Source organism: Tetragenococcus koreensis (genome assembly GCF_003795145.1).
GTDB lineage: Bacteria > Bacillota > Bacilli > Lactobacillales > Enterococcaceae > Tetragenococcus > Tetragenococcus koreensis.
Genome location: NZ_CP027786.1, coordinates 864,746 through 880,613, shown reverse-complemented (window position 1 = coordinate 880,613; position 15,868 = coordinate 864,746). Strand labels below are relative to the sequence as shown.

Genomic DNA, 15,868 nt, shown 5'->3' with positions numbered 1-15,868 from the left:
TTTAATTGTGAACATACTTTGAAATATTGATTAAATTCTGACAACTTGTTTGTATTTTTGATTCTTCTATGCTACATTTTAAATGAATAGTAAGCAGAGGATGTGCAAGATGACAAAAGATTGGCCAAGTGAATACTATCGTTACCTCTTAATTGAACGCGGTTATTCCGATAAAACCAAAGAAGCGTATGAAGAAGATATTAATAATTTTTTCGTTTTTCTAAAAAATTCCGGTGATGCCAATTATTTGAAGATTGATCATCGTGATGTGCGGGTTTATTTAAGTGAACTAAGCGAAAAAAATTATAGTCGTAATACTGTCAGTCGTAAAATTGCCAGCTTGCGTTCTTTTTATCATTTTCTATTGAGACATGAAGTGATAGAGGAAAATCCTTTTTCTTATATTCATTTGAAAAAAAAGAATGTCAAACTCCCTCGCTTTTTTTATGAAAAGGAAATTGAGGCACTGTTTGATAGTGTTCAAGGATCGAAACCATTGCAGCAAAGAGACCGTGCGTTGTTAGAAGTCTTATATGGCTCTGGTTTGCGTGTTAGTGAGTGTGCATTATTAACACTTAAACAAATTGATTGGGAAAATAGTGTACTGTTTATTCACGGAAAAGGAAATAAAGATCGTTACGTGCCGTTTGGAGCGTATGCACAAGAAGCATTAGAAGTGTATTTATCTGAAGGGCGTTCTTTTTTGATGGAAAAATATCACAAAGAACATGCTTTTGTTTTTGTTAACCGTTTGGGTGATGGGATCACTTCAACGGGAATTGAGTATGCCTTAAATCAAGTGATTAAAAAGAGCAGTTTGGATTCGCAAATTCACCCACATATGCTACGCCACACATTTGCGACTCATTTATTGAATAATGGGGCTGATATGCGAACGGTACAAGAGTTATTAGGACACGCTAATTTATCAACGACTCAAATTTATACGCATGTAACTAAAGAAAATTTACAAAAAAATTATCGACAATTTCATCCAAGAGCATGAACTTGATTTAAAATTAGGAGGAACAATTATAATGGAATCACAATTTCATTCAACAACTATATGTGCAGTCGAAAAAGATGGCAAATTTGCTATGGCTGGCGATGGTCAGGTAACCATGGGCGAACAAGTTATCATGAAAGGTACGGCACAAAAGGTTCGTCGTATCTATAATGGTGAAGTCGTTGTTGGCTTTGCTGGAAGCGTGGCGGACGCATTTACCCTAGAAGAAAAATTTGAAGAAAAATTAAATGAATATCATGGAAATTTACAAAGAGCCGCGGTTGAGCTAGCGCAAGAATGGCGTACTCAACGTTCAATGCAAAAACTTGAAGCGATGTTGATTGTCATGAATAAAGAAGAAATGTTATTAGTTTCTGGTACAGGGGAAGTTATTACGCCTGATGATGGCATTTTAGCCATTGGTTCTGGAGGAAATTTCGCACTAGCTTCTGCTAGAGCTATGCGTAAATATGCTAGTGAAAAATTGACGGCTAAAGAAATTGCTGAAAATGCCTTGAACATTGCAGCTGATATTTGTATTTTTACTAACCATGACATTAATGTGGAGGAATGTTAAGTTTATGCCTAATCAAGAAAAAACACCTAAAGAAATTGTAAACGAATTAGATAGTTATATTATCGGACAAGATCAAGCAAAAAAATCTGTAGCTGTCGCATTGCGCAATCGTTATCGCCGTTTACAATTAGATGAAAAGATGCAACAAGATATTACACCCAAAAATATTTTAATGATTGGTCCTACTGGTGTCGGGAAAACAGAAATTGCTCGGCGCTTAGCAACAATTATTTCAGCACCATTTGTAAAAGTAGAAGCGACGAAATTTACAGAAGTCGGTTACGTAGGCCGGGACGTAGAGTCGATGATTCGTGATTTGGTTGAAAATGCGATCCAAATTGTGAAAAAAGAACGGTATAGCGGTGTTTATAGCCAAGCCGAAAAAAAGGCCAACCGCCGTTTAGCTAAAGCTTTAGCTCCGGGGATTAAAAAAGAAAAGCGGAAAAACCAAAACCCTTATGAACAAATGATGAACATGTTCAACCAAGGGCAACAACCTGAAGAAGCAGAAGAACCTGAAGAAGAGTTAACTGATGAAATTAGAAGCAATCGGCAAGCGATTTTTGAACAACTACAAAAAGGTGTTTTAGATAATCGCGAAGTCACGATTCAAGTTGAAGAAGAAAAAGGTCAGAACCCAATGATGAATAATGGGTTAGAACAAATGGGCATTGATTTGAGTGATGCTTTTTCACAATTGACGCCTAAGAAAAAAATCGATCGGACGTTACCAGTTAAAGATGCCAGAGAAATCTTAATTCAAGAGGAATCAGGCAAACTAGTTAATGATGCTGATATTCACAGCGAAGCGCTTCATCTGGCTGAATCCAGCGGTATTATCTTTATTGATGAAATCGACAAAGTGACTGCAAAATCAGAACAGTCTGGTGAAGTTTCGCGTGAAGGTGTACAACGAGATATTCTGCCGATCGTGGAAGGTTCTCAAGTGAATACCAAATACGGCGCATTACAAACAGATCACATTTTATTTATCGCTTCTGGTGCGTTCCATGTGTCTAAGCCAAGTGATCTTATTCCTGAATTACAAGGACGTTTCCCTATCCGGGTTGAACTAAACGATTTAAATGCTGATGACTTTGTTAAAATTCTAAAAGAGCCTAATAATGCACTAGTTAAACAATATGTTGCCTTATTAGAAACTGAAAATGTTAGCGTGACATTTACGAAGGAAGCGATCGAAAAAATTGCCAATATTGCTTTTGAAGTCAATCGCGATACTGATAATATCGGAGCTAGACGTTTGCATACAATTTTAGAAAAATTACTGGAAGACTTGTTATTTGAAGCTTCAGATATGCAAATGGGTGAAATTTCAGTTACCGAGGCTTATGTAGAAGATAAGTTATCTGACATTGCCAAAAATAAGGATTTAAGTCGCTATATTCTGTAAAAAGTGTTGGATTGGGACTGTTGAGCACATTTAAAGGAGAAAAATAATGAGTACACTGTTAGAACAAACCAGAAAGATCAACGAATTATTGCAACAAAATAATACATTTAATACGGGTTCTGACTTACCCTACGGAGAAATGGCTGATGTATTAGGAGATATCTTAAATAGTAATGCCTATATTATTAGCGCTGATGGGACTGTATTAGGATTTACTGAAATATTGGATGTTAATAACGAACGAGTCAAAAACATGTTTGTCCAAAAACAATTTCCTGAAACTTATACGAACATGGTAGATCAATTGAAAATGACGAAGGCAAATATCACCATTGAAAACGATATGACCGCTTTTCCGGTGGAGCTGCGTGATGTGTATCCCAACGGCTTAACAACGGTTGTCCCCATCTTTGGTGCAGGGGAACGGTTAGGTACGATAATTTTGTCTCGTATTGAACAAGCGTTTAATGAGGACGATTTGGTATTAGCTGAATATAGTGCTACTGTTGTTGGTATGCAAATCTTATATCAACAATCGCGCAGTATCGAAGAAGATGTTCGTAGTACAACAGCTGTGCAAATGGCGATTGGAACACTCTCTTATAGTGAACTAAAAGCAGTACAAGCGATTTTTGACGCACTTGAGGGGGATGAAGGACGTTTGACTGCTTCCAATATCGCAGATAAAATTGGTATTACACGTTCTGTTATCGTTAACGCGTTGCGAAAACTTGAATCAGCAGGTATCATTGAATCTCGCTCATTAGGAATGAAGGGGACTTATCTGAAAGTCTTAAATGATCGCTTTAAAAATGAATTAGATAAAGCCTAAGGTAGAAGAAAAGGGGAATGTGCGATGGGGATCACAATCGAAACAAATCACTTAAAAGCAGTGCTCGATGAAAAAGGTGCTGAACTAACTAGTTTAAAACGTAAAGATGCAGATATTGAATATATTTGGCAAGCTGATCCTAAATACTGGAAGCGACACGCACCTGTGTTATTTCCCATCGTTGGTTCGTTAAAAGCTAATACTTATACCTACAAAGGTAAGAGTTATCATTTACCGCAACATGGCTTTGCTAGGGATATGGTATTTGAATTAATTGACCAAAAAGAAGACGCAGTAAGTTTTCGTTTGAAAAGTACAGAAGAAACGAAAAAAATGTATCCTTTTGATTTTGAATTGACTATTGGATATGCATTAGGCGGTGATGGCTTGACAGTGGACTATCAAGTGAAAAATACGGCTGATGATGAAATGTATTTTTCCATTGGTGGTCACCCAGCGTTTAACGTGCCTTTAGAAGATTCTTTTGAATTTACGGATTATTATGTGGATCCTTCACCAATGAAATCAAGAATCAATTTACCGCTAAAAGAGGGGTTAATTGATTTAGAACAACGAACTTTAGGACAAACAAATACGACGATTGCTTTAAATCATGAACTGTTTGAAAATGATGCTTTGATTTATGAAACAAAGGGGTTAAATTCTTTTGCAATTCGTAATGAACAATCCAAGCATTCAGTTACGTTGTCGTTTAAAAACTTTTCTTATGTTGGTATTTGGTCAACTTATCCGAAAGAATCTCCGTTTGTTTGCATTGAACCTTGGGTGGGTGTTGCAGATACATTAGAATCAACAGGTGAATTAACAGGAAAATTAGGAATACAAAAACTAGCTGCACAAGATACATTCCATACTAAATACGCGATTGTAATCAAATAAAAAAACTTTGTGCATTCTTTGCACAAAGTTTACTTTTCTTTTGGTTTTTTATTTAATCCGAAAGAAATACGACTTTCGGTACCTTGTCTGAGTCGCTGAATATTTTGTCTATGTAAATAGAAGATAAACACAGTAACTATAACCGCAATACAGGATAATAACCAATCTTGTTCAGGCAATAGAGCGGGCAAAATAAACGGCAGGATGAAAGTAGACAATGTAATAATTACCGCTGCGATCATACTAGATAAGCTTACCATGCTCGTAATATATAGTAAGATCAAAAAAATCGCTAGCGAATAAAAAAAGAAAAGCGGATGATACCCTAAAAGCATTCCAGCACTTGTTGCTACGGCTTTACCACCTTTAAACTTAGCAAAAATTGGGAAAACATGGCCTAAAATAGCACATAAACCAAACCATAATGGATTAACTTCGATATTAGGAAGGTAGGCTAAAGAAGTTGCTAGTGTTCCCTTTAATAAATCAGCAAGGAAAACGGCAAAACCTGCTTTAACTCCTAGCACACGAAAGGTATTAGTTGTCCCGGTATTACCGCTGCCAAACTGACGAATATCTTTTTTGTAAAAGGCTTTTCCAATCCAGAAACCTGAAGGTATGGAGCCTAGTAAATAAGCAATAATTATTAGTACAATTGTTTTCATAAGAACCAACCTTTTGTTAGACTAGCAACATTTTAGCATGAAAACGCAAAAGCAACAACTTAAATTAATCGATCTGACGCAAATAGAACAATAAGTTTTTAAAGGAGTATGATAATAATGGCTTTTAAAAATCCAGATGAACAAACCATTCAAGGGTATTTAAAACAAGCGAAAAATGTTGCAGTTGTCGGTTTGAGCGATAATACCGAGCGAACAAGTTATCAGGTAACCAAAGTAGTACAAGCCTATGGCTATAATATTTTTCCTGTGAATCCGAAGTTAGCGGGGCAAGAAATATTAGGCAAAAAAGTATATGCTCGTTTGCAAGATGTGCCAGAACCTATTGACATTGTCGATATTTTTAGACGCAGCGAATTTTTACCGGAAGTTGCCGATGATTTCTTAGAAACGAATGCTAAAGTCTTTTGGGCACAATTAGGAATTGAAAGTGAAGACGCAGCGAAAAAATTGCAAGATGCGGGCCGCAACGACATCGTGATGGACCGTTGTATCAAAATTGAGTTAGGAAAATTAGATCAACAATAAGAAAAATCTCGAGCTATATGTTTCAAATAATAGAGTATAAGACTTATAAAATAATGTCCATATTAGAACAGAGTTGTTCTTCAACTTGTTAGGTTAAAGTTTTGTTATAAATCTTTACTAGGAGAACTGATTTTAAAGAAAAACTTCATTTCGGGGTTTTTCTTCTTTTTTTTGCTGTTCTTTTAGCGTATGATATAGTAGTTCGTGTAGGTAAATACTGATCGAAGAAAATATTGATACAAGGAGCGTTGACTTTGGCAAAAAAAACCAATGAATATAATGATGCTTCAATCCAAGTGCTTGAAGGGTTAGAAGCAGTAAGAAAACGTCCAGGAATGTATATTGGCTCCACGGATCAGCGCGGATTACATCATTTGGTGTATGAAATCGTGGATAATGCGGTGGATGAAGCTCTTTCTGGTTATGGCGATACTATTGATGTTACTATTTGTGCAGATAACAGCATCCAAGTAGTTGACTACGGACGGGGAATGCCAGTAGGAATGCATGCCTCCGGGATTCCTACCGTGGAAGTCATTTTCACAGTGCTACATGCGGGCGGGAAATTTGGTCAAGCAGGTGGCTATAAAACTTCTGGTGGACTGCATGGTGTAGGTGCAAGCGTTGTTAACGCCCTTTCCAGCTGGCTAGAAGTGACCATTGTCCGTGATGGTTATAAATATAAAGAAGTATTTAAAAATGGCGGTAAGCCAGATGGCACATTGAAAAAAATCGGAAAAACCAAAGAAGCAAATAGTACGACAGTACATTTCCTACCTGATTCAGCTATTTTTTCAGCTGCTAAAATTTCGTTTGATATGTTGGCAGAGCGTCTTCGTGAATCAGCTTTCTTATTAAAGGGTGTAAAGATTACATTAACTGATTTACGCGGTGAAGAAAAAGTAGAAGAAATGTTCCTTTATGAAGAAGGTATTAAAGAATTTGTCGACTATTTAAATGAGGAAAAAGATACTTTAACCCCTGTCGCTTATTTTTTTGGTGAAAAAGATGGTATTGAAGTAGAATTTGCCTTTCAATATAATGATGGTTATTCCGAAAATATTCTTTCGTTTGTTAATAACGTGCGGACAAAAGATGGCGGAACCCATGAAGCAGGAATGAAAGCTTCTTTGACAAAATCATTTAATGAATATGCTCGTAAAGTAGGTTTATTAAAAGATAAAGATAAAAATTTAGAAGGCAGTGACTTTCGTGAAGGGTTAGCTGCTATTTTATCGGTTCGTATTCCTGAAAATTTATTGCAATTTGAAGGGCAAACTAAAGAAAAATTGGGCACGCCTGCGGCTAGAACTGCCGTTGATAATGTGATTAGTGAACAGTTAATTTTTTATTTGCAAGAAAATAGTGATATGAGTCAAATGCTTATCCGTAAAGCTACTAAAGCACGATTAGCTCGGGAAGCGGCTAGAAAAGCGCGTGAAGATAGCAGAAATGGCAAAAAAAGGAAAAAAGGCGAATCACTACTTTCGGGTAAACTAACACCAGCACAATCTAGAAATCCGCAAAAAAATGAATTATACCTAGTCGAAGGGGATTCAGCTGGCGGTTCGGCTAAACAAGGCCGCGATCGAAAATTCCAAGCAATTTTGCCTTTACGAGGAAAAGTAATCAATACAGAAAAAGCAAATATGCAAGATATCTTGAAAAACGAAGAGATCAACACCATGATTTATACGATTGGTGCAGGTGTAGGACCTGAGTTTACATTGGAAGATTGCAACTATGATAAGATTATTATTATGACAGATGCTGATACTGACGGTGCACATATTCAAGTTTTACTACTGACTTTTTTCTATCGTTATATGAAGCCTTTAGTAGAAGCTGGCAGGGTTTATATTGCTTTGCCTCCTTTATATAAAGTTACCAAAGGTAGTGGTAAAAAACGGGTGGAAGAGTATGCTTGGACCGATGAGGAGCTTGAAACGATTATTCAAGATATGGGTAAAGGCTACTTATTACAACGCTATAAAGGTTTAGGCGAGATGAATGCTGAACAATTGTGGGAAACCACGATGGATCCAGAACATCGGACTTTGGTTCGTGTCAGAATTGATGATGCCGCTCAAGCAGAACGTCGGGTAACAACACTAATGGGTGATAAAGTAGCGCCTAGAAGAAAATGGATTGAGTCTCACGTGCAGTTTAGTTTAGAAGAAGATGGCAGTATTTTAGAGACTGCTGAAACTGCCGATGAACAACAAGTGCCACCCGAAGAGTCTTTTGAAGAAACGAATTTATTTGATAAATAGAAGGTGAGACTTTGGAACAAAATAGTCATATTCAAGAGTTAACATTAGAAGAAGTGATGGGCGATCGTTTTGGCCGCTATTCGAAATACATCATTCAAGAGCGTGCTTTACCTGATGTTCGTGATGGGTTAAAGCCTGTACAGCGTCGTATTTTGTTTTCTATGAACAATGATGGCAACACTCACGACAAAAGTTTTCGGAAATCCGCTAAATCTGTGGGAAATGTGATGGGAAATTACCATCCCCATGGCGACAGCAGTATTTACGAAGCTATGGTGCGAATGAGCCAAGACTGGAAACTACGTGATGTTTTAATTGAAATGCACGGTAACAACGGAAGTATGGATGGCGATCCGCCAGCTGCGATGCGTTATACTGAAGCTCGCCTATCAGAATTAAGTGGACAAATGCTAACTGATATCGAAAAAGATACGGTAGATATGGTTTTAAATTTTGATGACACCGAAAAAGAACCCACTGTTTTACCAGCAAAATTCCCTAATTTATTGGTTAATGGTTCAACTGGGATATCCGCCGGCTATGCGACTGAAATCCCTACACATAATTTAGCAGAAGTCATTGATGGTACGGTATATTTAATCGACCATCCTAATGCTTCTTTAGACAAATTAATGGAGTTTATTCCAGGGCCTGATTTTCCCACAGGTGGCATTTTACAAGGCAAAGAAGAAATAAAAAAAGCCTATGAAACTGGGAAAGGGAAAGTCATTTTACGTTCAAAAACAGAGTTTGAAACGTTGCGAGGCGGTAAGCAACAAATTGTGGTCACTGAAGTTCCTTATGAAGTTAACAAAGCGTCATTAGTGAAAAAAATTGACGAGATTCGTTTGGCTAAAAAAATCGAAGGTATCGCCGAAGTACGTGATGAAACCGATCGAACAGGCTTACGCATGGTCATTGAACTAAAAAAAGACGTTAATGCGCAAGGCGTACTAAACTACTTATTTAAAAATACTGAATTACAGGTAAATTATAGTTTTAATATGGTCGCTATCGATCACATGCGTCCTCGCCAAGTTAATTTGAAACATATTTTAGAAAGCTATGTTGAACATCGACGCGATGTCATTTTGAAACGCAGCCAATTCGAATTGAACAAAGCACAAAAACGGCAACATATTGTCGATGGTTTAATGAAGGCTTTATCTATCTTGGATAAAGTGATCGCAACCATCCGTGCCAGTAAAGATAAAAAGGATGCTAAAAACAATTTAGTTATCCAACATCAATTTACTCAAGCACAAGCTGAAGCCATTGTTAATTTACAATTGTATCGCTTAACAAATACGGATATTACTGAACTAGAAAAAGAAGCTGAAGAATTAGCGGCTTATATTGCTGAATTGCAAAAGATTTTAAATGATGATGCCGAGCTATTAAGGGTCATTAAAAAAGAACTACGACAAGTTAAAAAGAAATTTAGCACGCCACGTTTGACCCGAATTGAAGATCAAATTGAAGAAATTAAGATTGAAACAGAAGTTTTAGTTCCTTCAGAAGATGTTGTGGCAGCTATTACTAGAGAAGGATACATTAAACGCAGTAGCTTACGTTCTTTTAGTGCTTCTAAACCTGAAGAAGTTGGAATGAAAGATACGGATGAGATTGTTTTTTGTCAACAGCTAAATACCTTAGATCATTTGTTATTAGTGACTAATAAGGGGAATATTATTTATCGTCCTATTTTTGAATTGCCTGATTTGAGATGGAAAGATACAGGTGAGCATCTTTCGCAAACGATTTTGAATTTCTCCTCAGGTGAAACGATTTTAGCAGTTTATAGTTATAGCGAACTTGATCCTGCTAAGAACTTTGTACTAATGACCAAAAAGGGCATGATCAAACAAACTCGAATGGATGAATTTAAACCTTGGCGTACGTATAAAAGTCGAGCGGTTACTGCAATGAAATTTAAAGAGGAAACCGATGAATTGGTTAATGTGTATTTAATTGATCCTACAGAAGAATTAGATGTCTTTTTAGCAACCTATAAAGGAATGGGATTACGTTACGCGTTAGCCGAAGTTCCAGTGGTTGGTTCCAAAGCCAGTGGCGTCAAAGCGATTAATCTTAAGGCAGATGATGAAGTTGCCAGTGGCCTTTTGGTTTACAGTTATGGCGATAACCCAGTGGTTATTGTGACACAACGAGGAGGCGTAAAACGAATGCTTGCTCAAGAGCTAAGTCAATTAAGCCGGGCGAAACGTGGCGTTATGATTTTAAGAGAATTGAAGAAAAATCCGCATCGCATTATTTATATTGGAGATGGACAAGAGAAAACATTAATCCTGACCAATGAAAAAGGACAACAGGTAGAAATACAAAGTAATCACTACCCAATTAGTGATCGTACTTCCAATGGCTCTTTTGCGTTAGATGAAAAACAAGGCGGAAAAGTGTTACAGGTTCAAGAAAAATTTGAATATCAAATAGAAGAATAATAGTAAAAAGGTCTAAATCTAATAACACAGATTTAGCCCTTTTTTTTGTGAGTTGAACTCTTCTGTATTACTTTTTATTGTAATTTTATCCTTCTGTACCAGTACAGAAAAAATGACAAGTATCGAGATTGTGCAGTATTTTTCTTTCTTTAAAAATAAAACTTGATTCGTTTATCACAAAAGGTTATGCTGATTTATAGGCTTTTATTTCAAAATAAAACGATGTTTTAAACTGAATTGTTAAAAAAACGATATGCAAGTGCTTGCAAAAATAGCTATATGTGTTATACTATTCACAGTAAAGCTGTTGCATTAGGGAACAGAAAATAAGGAGGAGCATCAAATGGCATCTGTAACAAATAATACTGAAAACGTAAACACGACTGCTTGGGAAGGATTCAAAGGAGAAACTTGGCGTCACGAAGTGAATACACGCGACTTTATCCAAGAAAATTACACAGAATATCGCGGAGATGATAAGTTTTTAGAACCAATTGCGCAAAGCACAGACAAATTGTGGACTAAATTGCAAGAATTATTTGAAGTAGAACATGAACGTAACGGCGTCTACGATATGGATAGTGATATTCCATCAACCGTCACTTCTCATGGACCTGGTTATTTAAACAAAGACGAAGAAAAAATTGTTGGCTTACAAACGGATGTGCCATTGAAGCAAGCTTTCCAACCATTTGGTGGAATCAAAATGGCCAATAATGCTTTGCAATCAAATGGTTATGAAGTTAACGAAGACATGGATAAAATCTTTACCGATTGGAGTAAAACACATAACCAAGGTGTGTTTGATGCTTATACTCCAGAAATGCGCCGTGCTCGTTCTAACAAAATTATTACTGGTTTACCAGATGCTTACGGACGTGGACGTATTATTGGTGATTATCGCCGGGTTGCTTTGTATGGGATTGATTATTTAATTGAACAAAAACAAGATGACTTAGCCAATACAGGAAATAGAACAATGACAGACGATGTTATTCGTCTAAGAGAAGAAGTAACCGAACAACTGCGCGCTTTAAATGACTTGAAAACCATGGCTTCTTCTTATGGTTTTGATATCTCTCGTCCAGCAGAAACAGCGCAAGAAGCTATTCAATGGTTGTATTTTGGTTATTTAGGCGCTATTAAATCACAAAACGGTGCTGCTATGTCATTTGGTCGGGTTTCGGCTTTCTTAGACATTTATATCCAACGTGATCTAGACAAAGGTTTAATTGCAGAAGAGCAAGCACAAGAGTTAATCGACCAACTAGTTTTAAAACTACGCATGGTAAAATTTGCTCGTACGCCTGAATATAATGAATTATTCTCAGGATTTCCAGTTTGGGCTACTTTATCACTTGCAGGAATGGGAATCGATGGTCGTTCATTAGTAACTAAGAATGACTTCCGTTTGTTGCATACTTTGACAAATATGGGGCCTGCTCCTGAGCCAAACATGACCGTTTTATACTCTTCTCATCTACCTGAAGGTTTCCGTACATTCGCAGCAAAAATGGCCAAAGAAAGTTCATCTATCCAATTTGAAAATGATGACTTATTACGTGAAAATTGGGGCTCAGATGATGTGGCAATTGCTTGTTGTGTGTCTGCGACAGTTACAGGTAAAGACATGCAGTTCTTTGGTGCTCGCGCTAACTTGTGTAAAGCAGTTCTTTACGCTATTAACGGTGGTATCGACGAAAAAACGAAAAAACAAGTGGGGCCTAAATATCGTCCAATAACTGGCGATTCTATTGATTATGATGACTTTATAGAAAAATACAAAGATATGTTAGCTTGGTTAGCTGAACTTTATGTAAATACATTGAATGTTATTCACTATATGCATGACAAGTATTCTTATGAAGCAGCTCAACTAGCATTGATGGATACTGATTTAAAACGTACTTTTGCTACAGGTATTGCAGGTATCTCCCATGCAGCCGATAGTATCATGGCGATTAAGTATGGAGATGTGAAAGTTATTCGTGATGAAAATGGTCTAGCAGTAGACTATGAACCACAAAACGAATTTCCAACTTATGGTAACGATAATAAAGAAGCTGATGATATGGCTAATTGGATCGTGGAATACTTTATTACCCAAATTAGACGTCAACATACGTATCGTAATTCAACACCAACAACTTCATTGTTAACCATTACTTCAAATGTTGTTTATGGTAAAGCAACCGGAAATACACCAGATGGCCGTCGTGCTGGTAAACCTTTGGCACCAGGTGCTAATCCAAGTTATCAAGATGGTAAATATTTGGGCGAAAAGAACGGCTTGCTAGCTTCACTAAATTCAACGGCTCGTTTGAATTATGAAAATGCTATGGATGGGATTTCAAATACACAAACGATTAATCCAACTGGTTTAGGTAAAGATGAAGATACACGTATCAGTAATTTACGAAACGTGATGGATGGTTACTTTGATAAAGGTGCTTACCACATTAACGTTAACGTATTCTCTAATGATCTATTACTTGATGCGCAAGAACATCCAGAAAAATATCCTAACTTAACCATTCGGGTTTCTGGTTATGCCGTTAAATTCCGTGATTTGACACGTGAACAACAAAATGACGTTATTTCAAGAACAGCACATGATAGAATGTAAAAAACTTTTTGAGGGTAACAAGGCTCTTGTTGCCCTCTTTTTAAATAATGGTTTAAAAGCTAACCACGCTTAAATGACCACTGATTTTATAAATTATAGCAAGCAATAGCTTTAATTAGTTGCTGCTTTGCTTTTCTAATGAAAGAGGGATTTTTATGACGGATCCAGTCATGGGACGTATTCATTCTACAGAAAATTTTGGCACGGTAGATGGGCCTGGCGTTCGCTTTGTTATCTTTGCTCAAGGTTGTCGGATGCGCTGCCAGTTTTGCCATAATCCCGATACTTGGAACATCAAATCTAAAAAAGCCAAAATGCGTACTGCTGATGATGTACTTGATGAAGCATTAAATTATCGTGCTTATTGGGGAGAAAAGGGCGGCATCACGGTAAGTGGTGGTGAACCTTTATTGCAAATGGATTTCTTAATTGACTTATTTAAAAAAGCTAAAGCGCAAGGGATCAATACCACACTTGATACCTGTGGGAATCCCTTTACTAGAAAAGAGCCCTTTTTCAGTAAGTTTGAGGAATTAATGAACTACACAGATTTATTACTGTTTGATATTAAACATATTGATACAGTTCAACATAAAAAGCTAACGAAGCATGGAAATGAAAATATTTTAGAAATGGCTCAATATTTATCTGAAATTGGCAAACCGGTTTGGGTTCGTCATGTTTTAGTGCCATTTCGTAGTGATTATGATGAATTCTTAGATCGTTTGAATGAATTTATCCAGACTTTAAGTAATGTAGATAAAGTTGAAATTCTGCCATATCATACCATGGGTCGTTATAAATGGGATGAGTTAAATATCAAATACCCGTTAGAAGGGATCGAACCTCCTGGACAAGATCGAGTTGAAAATGCAAAAAGAATTCTTCAGGTTGACCAATATACTGGCTATCAAACAAGATAATTAAAAATCACGAGACTGGGACAAAAGTATTCCGGTAATGTTAATTTCACGAATATAGGTATTTTTCGTGTATCATTGCTGGAAAGTAGCAAATGTTCCATGCTCGTGAATTTTTTTGAAAAAGGTCAAAATGTTCCAATTGATTGAACTACTTCTTTTGAAAAGAATGGAAATTTTTGCAGGATTTTGCTATCATTACTATTGTAGAGAAAGATTGGAGTGAAAGTTATGGCAAAGATTTTAGTTTTTGGTCACCAAAATCCAGATACAGATGCGATTGGGGCGGCCATTGCTTTTTCTGAATTACAGCAACAAAAAGGGCAAGATACTGAAGCTGTCGCTTTGGGAGAAGCGGGAGAAGAAACCCAGTTTGCTTTAGATTATTTCGACCTTAAAGCACCTCGTGTAATTACTAAAGCTGCTAGTGAAACGACTGATGTTATGTTAGTTGATCACAATGAATTTCAACAAAGTGTTGCAGACATTGCAGAAGTAACTATTTTATCGGTCGTTGACCATCACCGGATTGCAAATTTTGAAACGGCGGATCCGCTGTATTATCACGCTGAACCAGTCGGCTGTACCAGCACTATTATTTTGAAATTATATAAAGAGGCTGGTTTAACACCAGCAAAAGCAATTGCTGGAATTATGTTATCTGCTATTATCTCTGATACGTTGTTGTTTAAATCACCAACATGTACCCAAGAAGATATTGACGCTGCTAAAGAATTAGCGAAAATTGCCGAAGTAGATATTAATACTTATGGTTTAGAAATGCTCAAAGCCGGTACCAACTTAAAAGACAAATCAGCAGATGTATTGTTAGACATGGACGCTAAAAGCTTCCCTATGGGGGACAAAAGCGTACGTATCGCTCAAGTTAATACAGTTGATTTACAAGAAGTATTTGATCGCCAAGCTGAACTAGAAGAAGCAATGGCAAAAGCGAATGATACAAATAACTATGATTTATTTGTATTGCTAGTAACCAATATATTAGACAGTGATTCAGAATTACTTGTTGTCGGCGAACCAGCTGAAAAGGTTGAAAAAGCCTTTAATGTTGCTTTGGACAATCATAGAGCTTTCTTAAAAGGTGTAGTGTCACGTAAAAAACAAGTTGTACCGCAACTAACCGAAAGCTTTAAATAAAATCTAATACTAAGCACCTTAAAATACGGTTGAATGATACCGTATTTTAAGGTGCTTTTTATTTAGCTGCTTTGTTTTTTCGAAAAAAGAACTGATTCAAAATATTTTCCCAGTTATTTTTATATACTAAAATATTTATTTTGTAAAAAACAATTCCCTTCTATTATTATACTTTGTGAAAAAAATGAAAGAATTTTTTACGTTTAAAAAATGCATTTATGTATACAAAGAGTGAAAAGCTGTTTCGTCAGCTTTTTTTTATGAAAATAATGAAAGGGCGATAGAAATAAAAAAAGAGCCTTTATTTCATACTTCTTGAAAATATTTTCGGAAGTGTCATTTTGTTTAGCTAATTAACTTAAATTTTTTATTTTTGTTATTTTTTGGAATGTTTAAAAAATTCATTTGAAAAGTTTGTAATTGTGATATAATAGGGATAGAAACAATAAATCGTTAAATTGAACAAGCAGAGAAGTAATTTTTTAGAGCGCC

12 protein-coding genes are annotated in these 15,868 nt (G+C 36.4%); 11 read left to right on the top strand and 1 reads right to left on the bottom strand.

The features are described 5' to 3' along the window. Positions 1 to 109 precede the first annotated feature (109 nt). Genes xerC through C7K43_RS04100 form a run of 5 tightly spaced genes read left to right on the top strand, consistent with a single transcriptional unit; the run spans position 110 to position 4,726 of the window. Positions 110 to 1,006 carry a tyrosine recombinase XerC gene (gene xerC, locus C7K43_RS04120; RefSeq protein WP_124005701.1) on the top strand — a complete coding sequence of 299 codons (897 nt, stop codon included), beginning with the start codon at positions 110 to 112 and terminating at the stop codon, positions 1,004 to 1,006. Positions 1,007 to 1,034: 28 nt separating this feature from the next. After that, positions 1,035 to 1,583, top strand: coding sequence for an ATP-dependent protease subunit HslV (gene hslV, locus C7K43_RS04115; protein ID WP_186810707.1), 549 nt, complete (start codon positions 1,035 to 1,037; stop codon positions 1,581 to 1,583). Positions 1,584 to 1,587: 4 nt separating this feature from the next. Continuing rightward, a complete protein-coding gene (hslU, locus tag C7K43_RS04110; RefSeq protein ID WP_124005699.1) occupies positions 1,588 to 2,994 on the top strand; it encodes an ATP-dependent protease ATPase subunit HslU in 1,407 nt (468 codons plus the stop codon). Positions 2,995 to 3,040: 46 nt separating this feature from the next. Next, complete coding sequence (gene codY, locus C7K43_RS04105; RefSeq protein WP_124005698.1) at positions 3,041 to 3,826, top strand: GTP-sensing pleiotropic transcriptional regulator CodY; 786 nt, start codon at positions 3,041 to 3,043, stop codon at positions 3,824 to 3,826. Positions 3,827 to 3,850: 24 nt separating this feature from the next. Further along, positions 3,851 to 4,726, top strand: coding sequence for an aldose 1-epimerase family protein (locus C7K43_RS04100; RefSeq protein ID WP_124005697.1), 876 nt, complete (start codon positions 3,851 to 3,853; stop codon positions 4,724 to 4,726). A 29-nt stretch (positions 4,727 to 4,755) separates the two neighbouring features. On the opposite strand, the gene plsY is transcribed toward C7K43_RS04100, so the two are convergent. Then, positions 4,756 to 5,391 (bottom strand): glycerol-3-phosphate 1-O-acyltransferase PlsY, encoded by a 636-nt coding sequence (plsY, locus tag C7K43_RS04095; protein WP_124005696.1) that lies wholly within the window; start codon positions 5,389 to 5,391, stop codon positions 4,756 to 4,758. A 117-nt stretch (positions 5,392 to 5,508) separates the two neighbouring features. Here plsY and C7K43_RS04090 point away from each other — a divergent pair, with 117 nt between their 5' ends. The 6 genes from C7K43_RS04090 to C7K43_RS04065 all read left to right on the top strand — a co-directional run bounded on the left by C7K43_RS04090 (position 5,509) and on the right by C7K43_RS04065 (position 15,376). Continuing rightward, on the top strand, positions 5,509 to 5,937 hold the full coding sequence (locus tag C7K43_RS04090) for a CoA-binding protein (protein ID WP_124005695.1): 429 nt from the start codon (positions 5,509 to 5,511) through the stop codon (positions 5,935 to 5,937). Positions 5,938 to 6,191: 254 nt separating this feature from the next. Then, a complete protein-coding gene (gene parE / locus C7K43_RS04085; protein WP_124005694.1) occupies positions 6,192 to 8,210 on the top strand; it encodes a DNA topoisomerase IV subunit B in 2,019 nt (672 codons plus the stop codon). A gap of 56 nt (positions 8,211 to 8,266) precedes the next feature. Continuing rightward, on the top strand, positions 8,267 to 10,672 hold the full coding sequence (gene parC, locus C7K43_RS04080) for a DNA topoisomerase IV subunit A (RefSeq protein WP_371859831.1): 2,406 nt from the start codon (positions 8,267 to 8,269) through the stop codon (positions 10,670 to 10,672). A gap of 343 nt (positions 10,673 to 11,015) precedes the next feature. Then, a complete protein-coding gene (gene pflB, locus C7K43_RS04075) occupies positions 11,016 to 13,298 on the top strand; it encodes a formate C-acetyltransferase (RefSeq protein WP_124005692.1) in 2,283 nt (760 codons plus the stop codon). 155 nt (positions 13,299 to 13,453) lie between these two features. Then, positions 13,454 to 14,221, top strand: a complete 768-nt coding sequence (gene pflA, locus C7K43_RS04070) for a pyruvate formate-lyase-activating protein (RefSeq protein ID WP_124005691.1) — start codon at positions 13,454 to 13,456, stop codon at positions 14,219 to 14,221. A 228-nt stretch (positions 14,222 to 14,449) separates the two neighbouring features. Beyond that, the gene (locus tag C7K43_RS04065) at positions 14,450 to 15,376 is read left to right on the top strand and encodes a manganese-dependent inorganic pyrophosphatase (protein WP_124005690.1); all 927 of its coding nucleotides are present in this window, start codon (positions 14,450 to 14,452) and stop codon (positions 15,374 to 15,376) included. Positions 15,377 to 15,868: the final 492 nt, after the last annotated feature.